14 protein-coding genes and 1 pseudogene are annotated in these 19,153 nt (G+C 60.6%); 11 read left to right on the top strand and 4 right to left on the bottom strand.

The window, feature by feature from the left end; translation table 11 throughout:
* Positions 1-143 precede the first annotated feature (143 nt).
* The 4 genes from AB4Z35_RS03920 to AB4Z35_RS03905 all read left to right on the top strand — a co-directional run bounded on the left by AB4Z35_RS03920 (position 144) and on the right by AB4Z35_RS03905 (position 6,647).
* Entirely contained in the window at positions 144-3,350 is a 3,207-nt protein-coding gene (locus AB4Z35_RS03920) for a DUF2339 domain-containing protein (protein WP_442096087.1), read from the top strand.
* Positions 3,347-4,723 (top strand): DUF3999 domain-containing protein, encoded by a 1,377-nt coding sequence (locus AB4Z35_RS03915; RefSeq protein ID WP_442096086.1) that lies wholly within the window; start codon positions 3,347-3,349, stop codon positions 4,721-4,723. The genes AB4Z35_RS03920 and AB4Z35_RS03915 overlap by 4 nt, the downstream gene beginning before the upstream one ends.
* A gap of 307 nt (positions 4,724-5,030) precedes the next feature.
* A complete protein-coding gene (locus AB4Z35_RS03910; RefSeq protein ID WP_008002944.1) occupies positions 5,031-6,041 on the top strand; it encodes a class 1 fructose-bisphosphatase in 1,011 nt (336 codons plus the stop codon).
* A gap of 3 nt (positions 6,042-6,044) precedes the next feature.
* On the top strand, positions 6,045-6,647 hold the full coding sequence (locus AB4Z35_RS03905; RefSeq protein ID WP_008002945.1) for a DUF924 family protein: 603 nt from the start codon (positions 6,045-6,047) through the stop codon (positions 6,645-6,647).
* Between the two features lie 117 nt (positions 6,648-6,764).
* On the opposite strand, the gene AB4Z35_RS03900 is transcribed toward AB4Z35_RS03905, so the two are convergent.
* Positions 6,765-7,529, bottom strand: a complete 765-nt coding sequence (locus AB4Z35_RS03900; protein WP_442096130.1) for a methyl-accepting chemotaxis protein — start codon at positions 7,527-7,529, stop codon at positions 6,765-6,767.
* A gap of 93 nt (positions 7,530-7,622) precedes the next feature.
* Positions 7,623-8,645 (bottom strand): annotated as a pseudogene (locus AB4Z35_RS03895) (HAMP domain-containing protein); the annotation flags it as partial.
* A 294-nt stretch (positions 8,646-8,939) separates the two neighbouring features.
* Here AB4Z35_RS03895 and AB4Z35_RS03890 point away from each other — a divergent pair.
* Positions 8,940-9,194: a hypothetical protein gene (locus AB4Z35_RS03890; protein WP_008002948.1), complete on the top strand. Its 255-nt coding sequence runs from the start codon at positions 8,940-8,942 to the stop codon at positions 9,192-9,194.
* A gap of 30 nt (positions 9,195-9,224) precedes the next feature.
* Positions 9,225-9,794, top strand: a complete 570-nt coding sequence (locus AB4Z35_RS03885) for a lipocalin family protein (RefSeq protein WP_442096085.1) — start codon at positions 9,225-9,227, stop codon at positions 9,792-9,794.
* A 113-nt stretch (positions 9,795-9,907) separates the two neighbouring features.
* On the opposite strand, the gene AB4Z35_RS03880 is transcribed toward AB4Z35_RS03885, so the two are convergent.
* Positions 9,908-11,272, bottom strand: coding sequence for a formimidoylglutamate deiminase (locus AB4Z35_RS03880; RefSeq protein ID WP_442096084.1), 1,365 nt, complete (start codon positions 11,270-11,272; stop codon positions 9,908-9,910).
* A gap of 146 nt (positions 11,273-11,418) precedes the next feature.
* Here AB4Z35_RS03880 and hutC point away from each other — a divergent pair, with 146 nt between their 5' ends.
* Both hutC and AB4Z35_RS03870 read left to right on the top strand, forming a co-directional pair.
* On the top strand, positions 11,419-12,129 hold the full coding sequence (gene hutC / locus AB4Z35_RS03875) for a histidine utilization repressor (RefSeq protein ID WP_161793960.1): 711 nt from the start codon (positions 11,419-11,421) through the stop codon (positions 12,127-12,129).
* Positions 12,130-12,139: 10 nt separating this feature from the next.
* Positions 12,140-12,712: a HutD family protein gene (locus tag AB4Z35_RS03870; RefSeq protein ID WP_108230791.1), complete on the top strand. Its 573-nt coding sequence runs from the start codon at positions 12,140-12,142 to the stop codon at positions 12,710-12,712.
* Positions 12,713-12,718: 6 nt separating this feature from the next.
* On the opposite strand, the gene AB4Z35_RS03865 is transcribed toward AB4Z35_RS03870, so the two are convergent.
* The gene (locus AB4Z35_RS03865) at positions 12,719-14,356 is read right to left on the bottom strand and encodes a HAMP domain-containing methyl-accepting chemotaxis protein (protein WP_442096083.1); all 1,638 of its coding nucleotides are present in this window, start codon (positions 14,354-14,356) and stop codon (positions 12,719-12,721) included.
* Between the two features lie 451 nt (positions 14,357-14,807).
* On the opposite strand from AB4Z35_RS03865, the gene hutU reads away from it, so the two are divergent.
* The 3 genes from hutU (at position 14,808) to AB4Z35_RS03850 (ending at position 19,152) form a co-directional block, all read left to right on the top strand.
* Complete coding sequence (gene hutU / locus AB4Z35_RS03860; protein ID WP_442096082.1) at positions 14,808-16,490, top strand: urocanate hydratase; 1,683 nt, start codon at positions 14,808-14,810, stop codon at positions 16,488-16,490.
* A 151-nt stretch (positions 16,491-16,641) separates the two neighbouring features.
* Positions 16,642-18,114: a purine-cytosine permease family protein gene (locus tag AB4Z35_RS03855; protein ID WP_442096081.1), complete on the top strand. Its 1,473-nt coding sequence runs from the start codon at positions 16,642-16,644 to the stop codon at positions 18,112-18,114.
* 69 nt (positions 18,115-18,183) lie between these two features.
* A complete protein-coding gene (locus AB4Z35_RS03850) occupies positions 18,184-19,152 on the top strand; it encodes an ABC transporter substrate-binding protein (protein ID WP_007989251.1) in 969 nt (322 codons plus the stop codon).
* The last annotated feature ends 1 nt before the right edge of the window (position 19,153 follow it).

The raw sequence follows: 19,153 nt of genomic DNA, 5'->3' as shown, positions 1-19,153 counted from the left end.
ACATTCAGTATTGATGCTGAGTGTCAGTGCGCTATCGCGAGCAAGCTCGCTCCCACAGGATTTGTGGTGTTTTCACACTAGACTGATCAGACGCTGTACCGCTTGGACTTGCCTCATGACGGGGTTGCTCAGGGATATCGACCATGCAATGGATTTTTATGCTCGTCGGGCTGGTGCTCGGCTGGATACTCGACGAGTCATTCAGTGATGCACTGCTGGGCGCACTACTCGGCTTGGGTATCGGCCAGACCCTTCGCATGGCTCGTATGGACTCTCGAGCGGTGGAGCAGCAGCGACTGCTGGATCAGGCACAGGTTGCGCTGCAAGCGGTCGAGCAACGGCTGGCGCTGCTCGAAGCATCGGGCGTCAAGGCGCCGGAAACCCCTGAACCGCTCGTATCGCCTGAAACCCTCCTTGATGAAGCACCTGCCGCAGCCCCGGAATTGATCTGGGAACTGCCGCCCGAACTCGAGCCGATAGCCGTTGCGGCCTCCGAAACCGGTCGTCCGCAGCCCGCCGATGCCTGGAAGCCAGAAACAATCGCTCGCCAGGCACAACCATCTGTCCCCCCGCCTGGCCCGAATCTCATCGACCGTGCCATCAGTCGCGCCCGTGCCTGGTTGTTCGGCGGTAATACCGTGTTGCGGGTCGGCGTGGTGCTGCTGTTCCTCGGCCTGGCCTTTTTGCTGCGCTATGCCACCGAAGGCGTGGTGGTGCCGCTTGAGTTGCGCTACGCAGGCGTTGCGGCAGCAGCCTTGGGGTTGCTCGGGCTGGGTTGGTGGTTGCGAACGCGCAACAGCAGTTACGCATTGATCCTGCAAGGCACCGGGATCGCCGTGTTGTACTTGACGGTATTTGCCGCAATGCGCCTGCATCCGCTACTCGACCCCTCGGCGGCGTTTGGCCTGCTGGTGGCGGTGACAGTCTGTTCGGCGATTCTCGCCATTACCCAGGACTCCCTGGGGCTGGCCGCCGTTGCCGCACTGGGTGGCTTCGCCGCGCCCATCCTGGCCTCCACCGGCGCCGGCAGCCACGTCGCGCTGTTCAGCTATTTCACCTTGCTCAACGCCGGCATCCTCGCCATTGCCTGGTTCAAGGCCTGGCGCCTGCTGAATGTCATCGGGTTCACCGGCACCTTCGGCATCGGTTTCGCCTGGGGCCTGCGCTCCTACTTGCCGGAGTTGCTGTGGAGCACCGAGCCGTTCCTGATTGTATTTTTCCTTATGTACCTGGCCATTGGTCTGCTGTACGCCCGGCGCAAGCTGATGCAGATGAGCGACGCACCGGCAGAGAGCAGTCGCGAAGCGCTGCTGCAATGGTCGGCGCGCAAGGGTGATTACGTCGACGGCACGCTGCTGTTCGGCCCGCCTCTGGTGGGTTTCGGCTTGCAGTTCGCATTGGTGCAGCATCTGGAGTTCGCTGCGGCGTTCAGTGCCTTGGCGCTGGGCATGATTTACATGGGGCTCGCCCGTTGGTTGATGGCCGGGCGCACGCTGTTGCTGGGGGAAACCTGCCTGGCCTTGGGGGTGATCTTCGCCAGCCTGGCAATTCCGCTGGGGCTCGATGCACGCTGGACGACGGCGGCGTGGGCGGTGGAGGGCGCGGGGATCTTCTGGCTCGGTCTGCGCCAGCAAAGGCCTTTGGCCCGGGCGTTTGCCTTGCTCCTGCAACTGGGTTCAGCGCTGGCGTTTCTCGGCGAGTTGCACAGCAGCGAGAGCAGCCTGCTCGGTGGCGTGCCGTTAGGCGCGCTGTTACTGGGCGTCGCGTTGCTGTTCAGCTTCTACCAGTTGCGTAAAGCCTTGCCGGAACAGATCAGGCCCTGGGAGCTGAAAGGCCTGCCGGTGTTGGCTTGTCTCGGGCTGGCGTTTCTTTATTTGCTGGCACCGCTGTTTTTCTTCAGCCACGGCACGGTGATCAGTTGGGCCTTGGCTGGAGCGCTGACGTTGTTTGTTGGCTTGCGCCTGCCATCGCGCACGTTCGTGTTCACCGCGCTTACTGTGCAATGGTTGGGTGGCGCGCTGTTCCTGGTGACAGGACCGCAGTTCAGTGACGGCCTGCAACCCATGGCACATGGCGGGTTCTGGGCGCCGCTGATGTTGGGGCTGGCCGCGATGGTCGGGGCTTGGCGTTTGCAGGTGGGTCATTCGCTCGGAGCATTCGAAGGGCTGAGTCTGTTGCGGTTGTCCCAGGCGTTGCTGGTGTGGGGCGCAGGCTGGTGGGCGTTGGCCTGGGTCATCGAAGTGCTGCATTTTGCGGCGCTGCCGATGCAGGCGACTTTGTTGTTGAGCATCGCTGCCGTGAGTGTTGCGCTGTGGACGGTGTTGGCGCTGCGCCTGAGTTGGCCGTCACTGGGAGTGCTCTGCACGGCGTTGATTCCCGCTGCGGCGCTGGTGCTGCTGGCGGCCTGGCACCCGCGATATCACCCGGCTGCCAACTTCGGCTGGCTGGCGTGGGCCGCCGTGTTCGTGGTGCATTTCATCTCCCTGCTACGCCTGGCGCCAATGCTGCCGGCGCGCGTGCCGGGTGTCGCCCATGTGCTCGGCTGCTGGCTGTTGATGGGTGTGCTGGCTCTGGAGTTGCGTTACGGCTTGCTGGTGTTGTCCGAGCAATACAACGCCTGGCGCTGGTTGGGTTGGGCGATTCTGCCAAGTCTGTACCTGGTGCTGATGGCGGCACCTCGCGCGTGGCCTTGGCCGTTGTCGGCGTATCCGCGCGAATACCGTGTATACGCCGCCGCGCCGCTGGCGTTGTTGATGCTTGGTTGGTTCTGGCTGGCGAATGTCGCCAGTGACGGCAACGCCGAGCCGCTGCCTTACGTGCCATTGATCAACCCGCTGGAGCTGGGCCTGTTGTTTGCGTTGTTCGGCGTCTATGTCTGGTCCCGCAGCGCGCTGACACAACTGGCGGTCCGCAAGGATTACGCCGCCAATGCCACGCAAGGGGTCGCTGGTGCCTCGCTGTTCGTGTTCTTTACTGCATTGGTAATGCGTACGGCGCACCATTGGAGCGGGGTGCCGTTCGAGCTGGATCTGTTGCTGGGGTCGATGCGGGTACAAGCCGGCCTGTCCATCGTCTGGACCCTGATGGCCCTGAGCCTGATGATCGGCGGCCACTTGCGTCGCCGCCGCGAAATCTGGTTGATCGGCGCCGCCTTGATCGGCGTGGTCGTGGCCAAGCTGTTCTTTGTCGAGTTGAGTAATCGCGGCGGGCTGGCGCGGATCGTGTCGTTTATCGGTGTCGGCGTGTTGCTGCTGGTGGTGGGCTATTTCGCCCCGCTGCCGCCCAAGCGTGCCGAAGCTGTGCCGGATATCGAGAAACCGGTCCCGGAATCAGAAGGAGTGTCGTCTTGAGTCAGAAGCTGAACCTGGGTTGGCTGGGCGCTGTTGCCATGGGGGTGGTGTTGTCGGCGGCGGCTGCCCAGGAAAAACCGGCGGATTTCACCACCCAAGTGCCCTTGTCGGTAACGGGCGAAGGCCCTTGGTATCGCCTTGAACTGCCCCTGAACGTACAACTGAATGCACGGCAGGCCGATCTGAGCGATGTGCGTGTGTTCAACGCCGTGGGCGATGTTCAGGCTTATGCCCTGGCCCGGCAGTCGGCGCAGAGCAGTGAAGCGCGCACCTTGACCGAGGTGAAATGGTTTCCGTTGTACAACTCGGTGGACGCCACTGAAACCGCGCCGAGCGTGCGGGTGCAATCGAGCGCCAACGGCACGTTGGTGGAGGTGCAGCCCTCCAGTCCGCTGGAGGCGGGTGAGGAGGAGTTGCGCGGCTGGTTGCTCGACGCGTCCGCGATCAAGGCGCCGTTGCAGCAATTGATTCTCGACTGGACCAGCGAACGCGACGGCTTCCAGCGTTTCACCCTCGAAGCCAGCGACGATTTGCAGCATTGGCGGTCCTGGGGCGAAGGGCAGGTGGCGCGCCTGATCTTTTCCGACGAGCGGGTCGAACAGCGTGCAATCAGCCTGCCGGGCCAGTCGGCGCGCTACTTGCGGTTGCTGTGGATCACACCGCATTCGGCACCGACACTGACTTCGGCGCAACTGCAAAGCGCCAGTACCCGCAGCCTGCCGCTGCCGTTGGTCTGGTCCCAGGCGTTGGCCGGCAGCAGCGTGAAGGCGGGTGAATACACCTGGCAGTTGCCGATGGGGCTGAATGTCGAGCGAGTGCAGGTCGAGTTGAGCCAACCCAACAGCCTGGCGCCGGTGAGCCTGACCGGTCGTCGCGACAGCAGTCTGCCGTGGCAGCCAGTGGTCAGCGGTTTGCTCTATCGCCTGACCCAGAACGGTCAGGACGTGGTGCAAAACGAATTGCCGTTGTCAGGGCAAATCGTGCAGCAATTGAAACTGACCGTGGACGAACGCGGCGGTGGCCTGGGTGTTCAGGTGCCGACGCTGAAGTTTGCCGTGCGCGCCACGCAACTGGTGTTCCTGGCGCGTGGGCCAGGGCCTTATACCCTGGCGCTGGGGAATGCGACCGTGAAGACCGCGAACCTGCCGCTGTCGACGCTGATTCCTGATTACACCCCGGAGAAACTGGCGACCCTGGGCAGGGCCATGGTGGATGTCGGGTCGGTGGCTACGAAGCCGTCGACGGTCACTACGTCTGCGCCGATCGACACTCACTGGAAGAAATTCGGGTTGTGGACGGTGTTGTTGCTCTGCGTGGTGTTCCTGGTGGCGATGGCGTTCAGTTTGCTGCGCAAGTCTACTGCCAAATCCTGAAGAAGGCTGGCGCTTAGCGCCATTCGCGAGCAAGCCCGCTCCCACACTGGATCTGCTTCATGGCACAGATGGTGTGTGCACAGCTGGTCCAATGTGGGAGCGGGCTTGCTCGCGAATACGGTCTGCCGATCACCAAATATATCGAAACATGCTATCCATTTGAGCTCCACGCGCAGCCCATTTCCAACTACGCTCATCCCCGCACATGAACTCTCTTTGACCGATCACGTCTGATAGGAGGAAATGCGCCCCGACTCGCGTTAAACTGCGCGGGTTTTTAGCCCCCCCCATTCCACCGGAGCCTTCCATGTCCCGCGTTACCTTGAGTCGCTATTTGATTGAGCAGACCCGCAGCAACAACACTCCTGCCGATCTGCGCTTCCTGATCGAAGTGGTGGCGCGTGCCTGCAAGGAGATCAGCCACGCCGTGTCCAAAGGCGCCCTGGGTGGCGTTCTGGGCAGCATGGGCACTGAAAACGTCCAGGGCGAAGTGCAGAAGAAGCTCGACGTGATCTCCAACGAAATCCTGCTCGAAGCCAACGAATGGGGCGGTCACCTGGCCGGCATGGCGTCCGAAGAAATGGACAACGCCTACCAGATCCCGGGCAAATACCCGAAAGGCGCGTACCTGCTGGTATTCGACCCGCTGGACGGTTCGTCGAACATCGATATCAACGCGCCGGTAGGCACTATCTTCTCGGTACTGCGTTGCCCGAACGAATACCTGAGCCAGAACGAGCCCTTGAACGAAAAGGCCTTCCTGCAGCCAGGCACCCAGCAAGTGGCCGCCGGTTACGCCATCTACGGTCCACAGACCATGCTGATCCTGACCCTGGGCGACGGCGTGAAAGGCTTCACCCTGGACCGTGAAATGGGCAGCTTCGTCCTGACTCACGAAAACATCACCATTCCTGAAAGCACCCAGGAATTCGCCATCAACGCGTCCAACCAGCGTCACTGGGAAGCTCCGGTACAGCGCTACGTCGGCGAATTGCTGGCAGGCGAAGAAGGCCCGCTGAAAAAGAACTACAACATGCGCTGGGTCGCCGCGATGGTGGCCGACGTGCACCGCATCCTGACCCGTGGCGGTCTGTTCATGTACCCACGCGACAGCCGCGAGCCTTCCAAGCCAGGCAAACTGCGCCTGATGTACGAAGCCAACCCGATGTCGTTCCTCGTGGAACAAGCGGGCGGTGCGTCCACCGACGGCCACCAGCGCATCCTCGACATCCAGCCGAACGGCCTGCACCAGCGTGTGGCTGTGTTCCTGGGTTCGAAAGAAGAAGTTGCACGTGTAACGGCTTACCACAAGGAATAAACCATGACCGCGCCCTGGAAGCCGTTGCTTGATTGGTGGTTCGGGAGTTCCGAGTCAGCGAGCGAAGTGGCGGCGCAGAAGGGCAAGTTGTGGTTCGGCAAGCGTGACAGCCAGGACCTCGAAGCGCGCGAGCGTTTCGGGGACTGGGCCGAGCAGGCACTGGCCGGCGGATTGACCGAGTGGATGCAACGTCCCGAAGGTTGGCTGGCCCTGGTGCTGTTGCTCGATCAAATCCCGCGAATGATCTTTCGCGATACTCCCAAAGCCTTTGCAGGCGATCTCCGGGCGCAAAAGCTGGTGGCCCAAGGCATTGCCGCGGATTTCGACCGGCAGTTGCAGCCGATTCAGCGGGTGTTCATCTACCTGGTGTTCGAGCACAGCGAAAACCTTGCGGTGCAGAATGAAGGCGTCTCGCGCTACCTCGAATTGGTGGCGCAGCAGCCGGAGAGCGATCGGGCACTGTTCAGCGATTACCTGGACTATGCCGAGCGGCATCAGAAAGTGATTGCGCAGTTTGGGCGGTTTCCGCATCGCAATGCGGTGTTGGGAAGGGAGTCTACGGCTGAGGAGTTGGCGTTTCTCTCCAAGCCGGGGTCACGGTTCTAATTTTGCGCTGTTGCTGAATCCGTCATCGCGAGCAAGCTCGCTCCCACAGGGATCTTTGTCGCACTGGAGATCCACTGTGGGAGCGAGCTTGCTCGCGATGCGGTCCGTAAGATCGCCTCAGATCCTGAAGCTACCAACCAACTGCTTCAACCGCGCCGCCTGCTGCTCAAGATCAGCACACGCACGCAAGGTCGCCTGCAGGTTCTCCACACCTTCCTGGTTCAGCATGTTGATCTCGGTGATGTCGACGTTGATCGACTCCACCACAGCCGTCTGCTCTTCAGTTGCGGTGGCGACCGACTGGTTCATGCCATCGATCTCGCCGATGCGCTGGGTCACGCTGCCCAGGCGTTCGCCCGCCTGGTTGGCGATGCCGACGCTGCTTTCGCTCTGGCGCTGGCTGTCGGTCATGATGCCCACCGCTGCCCGGGCGCCGACTTGCAACTCTTCGATCATCGTCTGCACTTGCTGCGCCGAGTCCTGGGTGCGGTGAGCGAGGTTGCGCACCTCATCGGCCACCACGGCAAAACCACGGCCGGCCTCGCCAGCGCGGGCCGCTTCAATGGCTGCGTTCAGGGCTAGCAGGTTGGTTTGCTGGGAGATGCTGGTGATCACTTCCAGGATCTGCCCGATGTTGACCGTATTGCTGTTGAGGGTTTCGATGTTGCCGCACGAATCGCTGATTTTGGCCGATAACTGCTGCATCGCCGCGATGGTTTTATCCACCACCTGTTGGCCGTCTTCGGCCAGGCTGCGGGCATCGCTGGAATGTTGCGAGGCGAGGGCGGCGTTCTGGGCGATTTCCTGGGCGGCGGCACCGAGCTGGTTGATCGCCGCGGCCACGCTGCTGGTGCGCGAGGCTTGCTGGTCGGAGTTGAACATCGACGAGTTTGACGCGGCGACTACACGCAGTGCCACCTCGTTGACCTGACCGGTGGCCGAGGATACTTCGATGATCGAGGTATGAATGCGCTCGACGAAGCGGTTGAACGACAGCCCCAACGCGCCGAATTCGTCGTGGCCGTGGATGGTCAGGCGTTTGGTCAGGTCACCTTCGCCTTCGGCGATGTCGTGCATGGCGCGGCCCATGGTCAGCAGCGGCTGCATCAGCAGGCTGATCAGCATGCCCAGCAGGGCGATGATGATCACCACGGCAATCACCATGGCGATGATCGCCGAGGTGCGGAATTCGCTAAGCATCGAGAACGCCGTTTCCTGGTCGAGCACCAGCGCCACGTACCAGTCCGCCGATGGCACGCCGTTGACGTGAGTGAAGGAGATGAACTGGCGCTTGCCGTCGATCTCGACTTCCTTCATGCCTGGGCTGACTTTCGGCGTGTCGCCCGGATAGGCCTCGGCCAGGCTCTTGAGCACCAGTTTGCTGTCCGGGTGAATCAGGATCTTGCCGTCGGCACCGACGATGAACGCATGACCGTGACCGCCGAAGTTCAGCGAATTGATGATCGCGCTGACGCTGGACAGGTCGATGTCGGCCCCGGCCACGCCAATCATCTGGCCCTGGTGCTGCACCGGGGTAGCCACGGTGATCACCAGTTTGCCGGAAGAGGCGGCGATATACGGTTCGGTGACGATGGTCTTTTGCGCGTTATTGGCCGCCTTGTACCAGCCACGGGCGCGTGGATCGTAGTCCGCTGCGCGGTTGCCCGCCGGGACTGAGAACATCACACCGTCGGCGCCACCGAAGTAGCTCAGCTGGAAGTTGCCGGTGTAGGCGGGCAGGTCGATGATCCGTTTCAGGCTGGCGGGAGCATTGCCATCGGCGGTGACCTGTTGGGCCATCGATTGCAGCAATTGCATGCGGCTTTCCAGCCAGGTCTGGATGTTGCTGGTGGTCAGGCTGCCGAGTTCCTGCATCGAGGCTTCGGTACTGTTGCGCAAGGTTTCGCGCTGGCGATAGTCGTTGAACAGGATGAAACAAGCGAATGCGACAGCCACCACGAGGGCGGCAGCCAGCAATATCTTGTGGCTGAACTTCATGTTTCTGGTCATGGATGAGCTACCGCAGAGGGTCAGGTCTACAAAAGGGGGGAGCAAATGCCACCGACGTAGCTTTGCGTTGCATTTATGTCGACTGAAGGGCGCCAAAGATTAGGCGGATTTTCTGAAAAACGACGAAATGCTCGATGAACAAGGAAAATGGCTGATTTTCGGCAAAAGGTAGACGAGTGGCCCGATAAATAGCCTGCCTGGCAGGGAACCTGACAGGGGTTTTCTCTTCTAAGCTTCAGCTTGGCAGCCATGCCAATCCCCTACGCCCCCCGGAGTTTCACCATGTCGCTGCGTTCCATCGCCCTGCTTTCGTTCTGCGTATTGCTCGCTGCCTGCAGCAAGGTCAATCAGGAAAACTACTCGAAGCTCTCGGCCGGCATGGCCAAGGTCGACGTGGAGACCCTGTTGGGCAAACCTGCCGATTGTTCAGGCGCGCTCGGCATGTCCAGTTGCACCTGGGGCGACAAGAACAGCTTTATCAGCGTGCAGTTCGCCGGTGACAAAGTGCTGATGTTTTCCGGCCAAGGCCTGAAGTAAACCGGGGCAATTGCCCTCGGGAGAAAAATAATGAAGCGGTTATTGATCATCCTTTTTGCCGGCCTGGTTTTGGCCGGCTGTGCCACGCCTGGCCAGGACCCATTGGCCCCCAAGACTGTCAAAAGCGTCAACCTCAAGCGCTACCAGGGCACCTGGTACGAGCTGGCTCGTATGCCGATGTACTTCCAGCGTGACTGCGCGCAATCCGAAGCCCATTACACGCTCAAGCCTGACGGTAACGTGGCGGTGCTGAACCGCTGCCTGACGGCGCAGTGGCAATGGGAAGAGGTCAAGGGTACGGCTTATCCACAGGTGCCCGGCAAGGGCGACAAACTGTGGCTCGAGTTCGATACCTGGTTCTCCAGGCTGATCCCGGGTGCGGCGAAGGGCGAATACTGGGTGCTGTACGTCAGCGATGACTACAAGACCGCCATTGTCGGTGACCCGAGCCGGAAATATTTGTGGCTGTTGTCGCGCACGCCAACCGTGAACGGTGTGGTGCGTGAGGAGCTGCTGAGCAAGGCGCGTCAGCAGGGTTACGACACTACGCGGCTGATCTGGCGGGCGTCGGAACAGCAGATGGCCGAGACCTCCAACTGATACATATACCCCTGTGGGAGCGAGCTTGCTCGCGATGGCGGACTGTCAGTCAACATCATTGTTGAAGCTGATGGCCCTATCGCGAGCAAGCTCGCTCCCACAGGTTTTTGGTGTCAGCCCAAGAGTTCGCGCAGGACCTGGGTAAAGGCCCGATTGCTTTCTTCTTCGCCGGCATGCCGACCGTCACGCACCACCCACTGGCCATTGACCAACACATCCCGCACCTGGCGATCGCCACCGGCAAACAACCAGCGATTGAGAATTCCGTCGCCACTGGCCGTTGCCAGATACGGATCGTTGCCGTCGAGCACCAGCCAGTCGGCGCGCTTGCCGACTTCCAGTGCGCCAATCGGCTGGCCCAGTGCCTGAGCACCGCCATCCAGCGCGGCATCAAACAACGTGCGGCCGACCATTGGCTGATCCGCGCCATACAAACGATTACGCCGCTGGTCGCGCAGACGCTGGCCGTATTCCAGCCAACGCAATTCCTCCACCACGCTCAACGACACATGGCTATCGGAACCGATGCCCATGCGGCCTCCCTGGGCGAGGAAATCCACCGCCGGGAAAATCCCGTCGCCCAGGTTGGCTTCGGTGGTCAGGCACAGGCCGGCGATGGCGCGACTCTTGGCCATCGACGTGACTTCCTCCGGGTTGGCATGGGTCGCGTGGACCAGGCACCAGCGTTGGTCGACATCGATGTTTTCGTACAGCCATTGCAGCGGACGACGACCGCTCCAGGTCAGGCAGTCGTCGACTTCTTTCTGCTGTTCGGCAATGTGGATGTGCACCGGGCACTGCTTGTCGCTGGCTGCCAGCACTTCACTGATCTGCTGCGGCGTGACCGCACGCAACGAGTGGAAACACAGGCCCAGGGCTTGCGCCGGTTGTTGCGCCAGGAGCGGTTGCAGGCGCGACTGCAGCTTGAGGTAGTTTTCGGTGCTGTTGATAAAGCGGCGCTGACCGTCGTTCGGCGCTTGGCCACCGAAACCGGAGTGGCTGTAGAGCACCGGCAGCAGGGTCAAACCAATGCCCGCCGAACTGGCGGCCTGGCTGATGCGCAGGGCCAGTTCGGCCGGATCTGCGTAAGGCTGACCATTGATGTCGTGATGCACGTAGTGAAACTCCGCGACCGAGGTGTAACCGGCCTTGAGCATTTCGATGTATAGCTGACGGGCAATGACGCCGAGTTGTTCCGGGCTGATTTTTCCGACGAGGCGATACATCAGATCGCGCCAGGTCCAGAAACTGTCATTCGGGTTACCCGCCACTTCCGCCAGCCCGGCCATGGCCCGCTGGAAAGCGTGGGAGTGCAGATTCGGCATGCCCGGCAGCAGCGGACCGCTCAACCGCTCGGCACCATCTGCATGGGAATTGGCCTGGACATGGGTCAATACGCCGTCGGCGCTGACCTCAAGACGTACATTGTTGGCCCATCCACTAGGCAGCAGCGCGCGTTCGGCAAAGAAGGCGGACATGGTTCAGCACCTCATCGTGTGTTATTTGTATATACATATACAGACGTTTGCCTGCCCGGTAAACTCCGGCAAGCTAGCGATATTCACTAAACGACCAAGGATTAACCGTGCCGACTCCGCCTCCAGTCTCTCCGTTGGCCGCGAACATGGGCGACAGTCCGGCGCCCTTGTACGCCCGCGTCAAACAAATGATCACCCAGCAAATCGACAGTGGAAACTGGCCGCCGCACTACCGCGTTCCGTCGGAAAGCGAACTGGTCAACCAGTTGGGCTTCAGCCGCATGACCATCAACCGTGCCCTGCGCGAGATGACTGCCGACGGTCTGCTGGTGCGCATGCAAGGCGTCGGCACGTTCGTCGCCGAGCCGAAAAGCCAGTCTGCCTTGTTCGAAGTGCACAACATCGCCGATGAAATCGCCTCTCGCGGTCATCGCCACACCTGCAAGGTCATCACCCTTGAGGAAGAGGCCGCCGGCTCCGAGCGTGCCCTGGCCCTGGACATGCGCGAAGGGCAGAAGGTGTTCCACTCGCTGATCGTGCATTTCGAAAACGATATCCCGGTGCAAATCGAAGACCGTTTCGTCAACGCGCTGGTGGCACCGGATTACCTCAAGCAGGACTTCACCCTGCAAACGCCCTACGCCTATCTGAACCAGGTCGCGCCGCTGACCGAAGGCGAGCACGTGGTCGAGGCGATCCTGGCCGAGCCGTCCGAATGCAAATTGCTGCAGATTGAAAAAGGCGAACCGTGCCTGCTGATCCGTCGCCGCACTTGGTCCGGTCGTCAGCCAGTTACAGCTGCTCGCTTGATCCACCCCGGTTCCCGTCATCGTCTGGAAGGTCGGTTCCATAAATAGAGAGCCATAAATGAATCAGTTAAAGGTTTTACGCGCCAAAGACTACCCGCGCATGCCGTGGAAAAACGGCGGCGGCAGCACCGAAGAAATCACCCGCGATGCCGGCACCGGCCTGGATGGTTTCGGCTGGCGCCTGTCGATTGCCGACATTGGCGAATCGGGCGGTTTTTCCACCTTCGCCGGTTACGAGCGAGTGATCACCGTTTTGCAGGGCGACGGCATGACCCTGACGGTGGATGGTCAGGACACTCGGTCACTGTTACCGCTGGACCCGTTTGCCTTCAGCGGTGAGAGCAAGGTTTCCTGCACATTGCTCGGCGGTCCGATTCGCGATTTCAACCTGATTTATGCGCCACAGCGTTACGGTGCACGGTTGCAGTGGTTGAGTGGTGAGCAGCGGTTCTTCAGCTCGGCGGGCACGGTGCTGGTGTTCAGCATGAGTGAGCAGGTTGAGGTGTCGGTCGATAACAACGCCCAGCAATTGGGCCGTCATGATTGCCTGCAATTGGAGGCTGATGCCGGATTGCTGGACGTCGCCATCAAGGGGCTGTGCTGCGTGATCGAACTGACGTCGCGCGACTGATCGCGGTCATTCCCGTTCGAGGGTAAAACCTCGAACGGTCGCCTCCAGCTCACTCGACATCTGTTTTAGTGCCTGGATGGTTTTCACCACCTCCTGTTGCGTCGCGACATTTTCCTCGACCCGCTGCGCCACGTTTTCCACATTGCGTGCCACGTCTTCGCTGGCTTCACGCTGTTCCTGCAAGGCATTGGAGATCTGACTGACTGCATTGAGTGACGCGTTGAGCGCGACCTTGACGTCATTCATCGACGCGCCGGCGCTGTCGATCAGATGCTGGCCCTGTAGTACGCGCTCGCGGCCAGTGTTCATGCTGCTGTTGGCCTTTCTCATGCCGCTTTGAATTGTACTCACCAGCACCACAATCTCGGCGGTAGAGCGGGTCGTGCGGGTTGCCAGCTCCCGCACTTCGTCAGCCACCACGGCAAACCCGCGCCCTTGTTCGCCGGCCCGCGCCGCCTCGATGGTGGCATTGAGTGCGAGCAGATTGGTCTGTTCGGCAATGCTGTGGATCATGCCGACAATTTTCCCGATGGCGTTGGAGTGCAGGGTCAATTGGTCGATTTCACCTGACGTCTGGGTCACCAGTTGGGCGATCTGCTGCATCTCGATGATAGAGCGCTCCATGGTGGCAATGCCGCAAGCGGTGATCTGTTCGGCCTTTTGTGTGGTGTCGTGCGCCTGCGCGGCGTTCTCGGCGATGTGCGTAATGTTGGCTGACATCTGTTGCGCAGCGGCGGCAATGGAAGAGGCCGCGCCATTTTGCTCGGCAGCCTGTTTCAGGCCTTGTTCAGACGAGATGCTCAGGTTCAGGGTCGAGGACTCGATATGCTGCGAAGCCTTGCGCACCTTGCCGATCATGCTGGCCAGGCTGCGTCGCATGGCCTCGACCGATTGCATGACGCCCGTTGGCGTCGCGTTACCGATCACCGGATCGCCGAGCCGGCCCTGGGCAATCCGTGTGCTGATACTGGCCAGCTCGTGAGGCTCGGCGCCCAGGTATCGCGCCAGCCTGGCGCCGAACAACAGGGCATAAAGACTGCCAAACAACAGTGCGAGAGCCAGGACCGCGGCCATCAGCCTCATATTGACCACATAGAGTGCCTGGCTATGCTCGAAATGTCGGCGTGCTTCTTTAAGCTGGACATCGGTCAGTTGCGAAAACAGTGAGGTCAGCGGGTCGATCAAGGGGTACAGCTGGTGGACGGCGAAATGCTCCAGGCTCTGACTGGAAACTTCGCTTTGGTTCAAGACCGCCTGCAAACGCTGGAGCGGTGCTTCGGTGGCCTGCATCAGCGGTTCGATTTCACTGATCAGTTGCACCTCTTCATCAATCAGGTGGGTCGACAGATAGGTGCGCCAGAGCGGGTCGACTTCTAGCAGGGCTCGCCGTATCTGTTGCGCCGCCTCGACGCCACTGTGGATGCCGTCGCGGGCCTTGTGGATAGCGTCGACGATCCGGACTGAATACAGCTCGGAGATTTTATTCAGGTCCTGTTGCGGGATGACCCGGTCCAGGTAAACCGTCTCCAGTCCCTGCACCGTAGTGCGCATGCAGTACAGGCCGAGTGCGCCGATGCCGATCATGCTGCTCAGGAGAATGCCGGCAAGCAGGAGCAGGTGGGTTTGGACTTTCCACTGTTTCATTACGGGTTCCTCGCAGAAGTGACGTCAGGGGGCTTGCTCGTGAAGTCGGCGAGGATTGATGGAGGTGGAGTCGGATGTTTCTCATGATGTTGTAGGGTGTTTCTGGAATGCGCTCAATTGGGCATCAGGTGTTACCGAACGCCCCAGCGTGGCGCAAAACCGCGCTCAAGTAACAAAGTCCCATCGCTACAAGAAATCCCCCGGAAAAATTTCATTTTCGCCAGAACCCTTGTTCCAGGCGCTCTCCAGCCGTTTCAGAACTTTTCTTGAATGCTCATTCAGCAAGTTGGCCGCTTGATTGCATATGCTTGTATGTACAAGTAAAGACGTATGCGTATGAGTCGCGAGGACTCAACCATCGTCCACTGATTCGCCGGTGTGCACTGATGCCCATTGGCTTGCTCGCCCACTGCCTGGGTTGGTTTGGATTGATTGCTGAGGAGTTCTTTTCGTGACCGAGAATAAACGTACCAAGTTTCGCGACGTCGAAATCCGCGCTGCCCGCGGTAACAAGCTGACCGCCAAGAGCTGGCTGACTGAAGCACCGCTGCGCATGTTGATGAACAACCTCGACCCGGAAGTCGCCGAGAACCCTAAGGAACTGGTGGTTTACGGTGGTATCGGTCGCGCTGCCCGTAACTGGGAATGCTACGACAAAATCGTCGAAAGCCTGACCAACCTGAACGACGACGAGACCCTGCTGGTGCAATCCGGCAAGCCGGTCGGCGTGTTCAAGACCCACGCCAACGCCCCGCGCGTACTGATCGCCAACTCCAACCTGGTTCCACACTGGGCGAGCTGGGAACACTTCAACGAACTGGACGCCAAAGGCCTGGCCATGTACGGCCAGATGACCGCCGGCAGCTGGATCTACATCGGCAGCCAGGGCATCGTCCAGGGCACCTACGAAACCTTCGTCGAAGCCGGTCGCCAACACTACAACGACAACCTGAAAGGCAAGTGGGTACTGACCGCTGGCCTGGGCGGCATGGGTGGCGCCCAGCCTCTGGCTGCAACCCTGGCCGGCGCTTGCTCGCTGAACATCGAATGCCAGCAGGTCAGCATCGATTTCCGTCTGAAAAGCCGCTATGTCGATGAGCAAGCCACCGACCTCGACGACGCTCTGGCCCGTATCGCCAAATACACCAAAGAAGGCAAGGCGATTTCCATTGCTCTGCTCGGCAACGCGGCTGAAATCCTTCCAGAACTGGTCAAGCGCGGCGTGCGCCCGGACATGGTCACCGACCAGACCAGCGCCCACGACCCGCTCAACGGTTACCTGCCTGCCGGCTGGACCTGGGACGAGTACCGCGCTCGCGCCAAGACCGAACCGGCCGCTGTGATCAAGGCCGCCAAGCAATCGATGGCCGTGCACGTCAAAGCAATGCTCGACTTCCAGAAGATGGGCATTCCGACCTTCGACTACGGCAACAACATCCGTCAGATGGCCCAGGAAGAAGGCGTGGAAAACGCATTCGACTTCCCAGGCTTCGTACCGGCTTACATCCGTCCGCTGTTCTGCCGTGGCATCGGCCCGTTCCGTTGGGCTGCACTGTCGGGCAACGCTGAAGACATCTACAAGACCGACGCCAAGGTCAAAGAGCTGATCCCGGACGACGCTCACCTGCACAACTGGCTGGACATGGCGCGCGAGCGCATCAGCTTCCAGGGTCTGCCGGCACGTATCTGCTGGGTTGGCCTGGGCCTGCGCGCCAAGCTGGGTCTGGCGTTCAACGAAATGGTCCGTAGCGGCGAGCTGTCGGCGCCAATCGTGATCGGTCGCGACCACCTGGACTCCGGTTCGGTATCGAGCCCGAACCGCGAAACCGAATCGATGCAGGACGGTTCCGACGCCGTGTCCGACTGGCCACTGCTCAATGCCCTGCTCAACACCGCGAGCGGTGCGACCTGGGTTTCCCTGCACCACGGCGGCGGCGTCGGCATGGGCTTCTCCCAGCACTCGGGCATGGTGATCGTCTGCGACGGTACTGACGAAGCGGCCGAGCGTATCGCTCGCGTGCTGCACAACGACCCGGCCACCGGCGTTATGCGTCACGCCGATGCCGGTTACCAGATCGCGATCGACTGCGCCAAGGAACAAGGGCTGAACCTGCCGATGATTACCGGTAAATAAACCATGTAGCAGCTGCCGCAGGCTGCGTTAAGGGCCGAAGGACCTTCGTTCCGCTTTGGAATGCCGGGGTCGCTTCGCAACCCGACGCAGCCTTCGGCAGCTGCTACAGGGATTGAGTTAACCCAGAATAACAATCCACAGAGGTTGAACCATGGCTGTCACTGACGAACGTGCAGGCAACAAACCGTTGATCGAGAAGCGCTCGATCGACTACATCCCGGAAGCGGAAAGACACGGTCGTCTGTTTAGCCAGTTCACCCTGTGGATGGGTGCCAACCTGCAAATCACCGCGATTGTCACCGGGGCCCTGGCCGTGGTGCTGGGCGGTGATGTGTTCTGGTCGTTGATTGGCCTGCTGATCGGGCAATTGCTCGGTGGTGGCGTGATGGCGCTGCATGCCGCGCAAGGGCCCAAGCTTGGCCTGCCGCAGATGATTTCCAGTCGGGTCCAGTTCGGCGTGTATGGCGCGGCCATCCCGATCGTGCTGGTGTGTTTGATGTACCTCGGGTTCACCGCAACGGGAACCGTACTTTCCGGCCAGGCGCTGGGCCAGTTGTTTGGCGTCAGCGACAGCGTCGGTATCCTTGTTTTTGCCAGTGTCATCGTGCTGGTCACGGTGCTCGGTTATCGGGTGATCCATTGGATCGGCCGTGTTGCCAGCGTCATTGGCGTGATTGCCTTTGTTTATCTGTTCAGCCGTCTGATGAGCCAGGTCGACGTTGGCGCTCTGTTGCAAATCCGCCACTTCAGCTGGAGCAGTTTCTTGCTCGCGGTGTCGCTCGCGGCGTCCTGGCAGATCGCCTTCGGCCCTTATGTGGCTGACTATTCTCGCTACCTGCCGAGCAAGATTTCCTCGGTGAAAACTTTTTTTGCCGCAGGCGCAGGTTCGGTCATTGGTGCACAGGTGGCGATGGTCCTCGGCGTGTTTGCCGCAGCCTCGGCCAACGGGCAATTCGCCGGCCACGAAGTGGCGTACATCGTGGGTCTGGGCGGTACCGGTGCCACCGCTGCGCTGCTGTACTTCAGCATCGCGTTCGGCAAGGTCACCATTTCCACGCTGAACTCCTACGGCAGCTTCATGTGCATCGCGACCATCATCAGCGGTTTCCGTGGTGACCTGAAAGTCACGCGCTTGCAGCGTCTGGTCTTCGTGCTGGTCATCGTCGGTGCTGCGACCCTGATGGCGTTGCTCGGTCAGCACTCGTTCCTCGGTGCGTTCAAGTCCTTCATCCTGTTCTTGCTGGCGTTCTTCACGCCATGGAGCGCGATCAACCTGGTGGACTACTACTGCATCACTCGCGAGCGCTATGACGTGCCGGCACTGGCCGATCCGAACGGTCGCTACGGCCGTTGGAACCCCCTCGGTATCAGCGTCTATGTCTTCGGTGTGCTGGTGCAGCTGCCGTTCATCTCCACCAAGTTCTACACCGGTCCGTTGGTGGCAGCTTTGGGTGATGTGGATATTTCCTGGATCATCGGTCTGGTGCTTCCCGCAGCCCTGTATTACGTGTGCGCGAAAAAATGGCACGGCGCAGTGCCCGATCAACTGATTCTGCCGGTCGAGCAGGACAGCGTTGTACAACCTAAAAAAAGCGGGGCCGGGCGCGCTGCGGCGCAGGCCTGATTGGACGTTGCCAGGGCTGGATGCCTCTTGACTGCCGTAAGCCAATTAATGATTAGGAGCGTCACAACAATGAAATCGAACAAGACCCTGCTGACCACATTGCTTTCCATGGGCCTGCTGGCCAGCGCTGGCGCCACTCAGGCGGCGGGCTGGTGCGAGTCGGGCAAGCCGGTGAAATTTGCCGGCCTGAACTGGGAAAGCGCCATGCTCCTGACCGACGTGCTGCAAGTCGTGCTGGAGAAAGGCTACGACTGCAAGACCGACAGCCTGCCAGGCAACTCCATCACCATGGAAAACGCCCTGAGCAGCAACGACATCCAGGTGTTTGCCGAAGAGTGGGTCGGCCGCAGCGAGGTCTGGAACAAGGCCGAGAAGGCCGGCAAGGTCGTCGGTGTCGGTGCTCCAGTCGTGGGTGCCGTCGAAGGCTGGTACGTCCCGCGCTACGTGATCGAAGGCGACGCCAAGCGCAAGCTGGAAGCCAAGGCCCCGGACCTGAAAAACATTGCCGATCTGGGCAAGTACTCGGCGATCTTCAAGGACGCCGAAGAGCCTTCCAAGGGCCGTTTCTACAACTGCCCGGCCGGCTGGACCTGTGAACTCGACAACAGCGAAATGCTGAAAAGCTACGGTCTGGAAAGCACCTACACCAACTTCCGCCCAGGCACCGGCCCGGCGCTGGATGCCGCGGTACTGTCGAGCTACAAGCGTGGCGAGCCGATCCTGTTCTACTACTGGTCGCCAACGCCGCTGATGGGCCAGGTTGACGTGGTCAAACTCGAAGAAAAGCCAGGCGTGAACAAGACCGTGGATATCAAGGTCGGCCTGTCCAAGACTTTCCACGACGAAGCCCCGGAGCTGGTGGCCGTGCTGGAAAAGGTCAACGTGCCAATCGACCTGCTGAACCAGAACCTTGGGCGCATGACCAAAGAGCGGATCGAGTCGCCAAAACTGGCGAAGATCTTCTTGAAGGAACATCCTGAAGTCTGGCACGCGTGGGTGAGCGAAGACGCAGCCAAGAAAATCGACGCGGCCTTGTAGG

It is taken from the genome of Pseudomonas sp. KB_15, from assembly GCF_052114525.1.
In the GTDB taxonomy this organism is placed as follows: domain Bacteria; phylum Pseudomonadota; class Gammaproteobacteria; order Pseudomonadales; family Pseudomonadaceae; genus Aquipseudomonas.
This window is presented reverse-complemented; position numbering and strand designations above follow the sequence as displayed.

Bases quoted from the DNA above. Each gene is read 5' to 3' on its own strand.
- AB4Z35_RS03920 (WP_442096087.1), top strand. From the start codon at position 144: ATGCAATGGATTTTTATGCTCGTCGGGCTGGTGCTCGGCTGGATACTC.
- AB4Z35_RS03910 (WP_008002944.1), top strand. From the start codon at position 5,031: ATGTCCCGCGTTACCTTGAGTCGCTATTTGATTGAGCAGACCCGCAGC.
- AB4Z35_RS03905 (WP_008002945.1), top strand. From the start codon at position 6,045: ATGACCGCGCCCTGGAAGCCGTTGCTTGATTGGTGGTTCGGGAGTTCC.
- AB4Z35_RS03900 (WP_442096130.1), bottom strand. From the start codon at position 7,529: ATGTTCAACTCCGACCAGCAAGCCTCGCGCACCAGCAGCGTGGCCGCG.
- AB4Z35_RS03890 (WP_008002948.1), top strand. From the start codon at position 8,940: ATGTCGCTGCGTTCCATCGCCCTGCTTTCGTTCTGCGTATTGCTCGCT.
- AB4Z35_RS03885 (WP_442096085.1), top strand. From the start codon at position 9,225: ATGAAGCGGTTATTGATCATCCTTTTTGCCGGCCTGGTTTTGGCCGGC.
- AB4Z35_RS03880 (WP_442096084.1), bottom strand. From the start codon at position 11,272: ATGTCCGCCTTCTTTGCCGAACGCGCGCTGCTGCCTAGTGGATGGGCC.
- hutC (WP_161793960.1), top strand. From the start codon at position 11,419: ATGGGCGACAGTCCGGCGCCCTTGTACGCCCGCGTCAAACAAATGATC.
- AB4Z35_RS03870 (WP_108230791.1), top strand. From the start codon at position 12,140: ATGAATCAGTTAAAGGTTTTACGCGCCAAAGACTACCCGCGCATGCCG.
- AB4Z35_RS03865 (WP_442096083.1), bottom strand. From the start codon at position 14,356: ATGAAACAGTGGAAAGTCCAAACCCACCTGCTCCTGCTTGCCGGCATT.
- AB4Z35_RS03855 (WP_442096081.1), top strand. From the start codon at position 16,642: ATGGCTGTCACTGACGAACGTGCAGGCAACAAACCGTTGATCGAGAAG.
- AB4Z35_RS03850 (WP_007989251.1), top strand. From the start codon at position 18,184: ATGAAATCGAACAAGACCCTGCTGACCACATTGCTTTCCATGGGCCTG.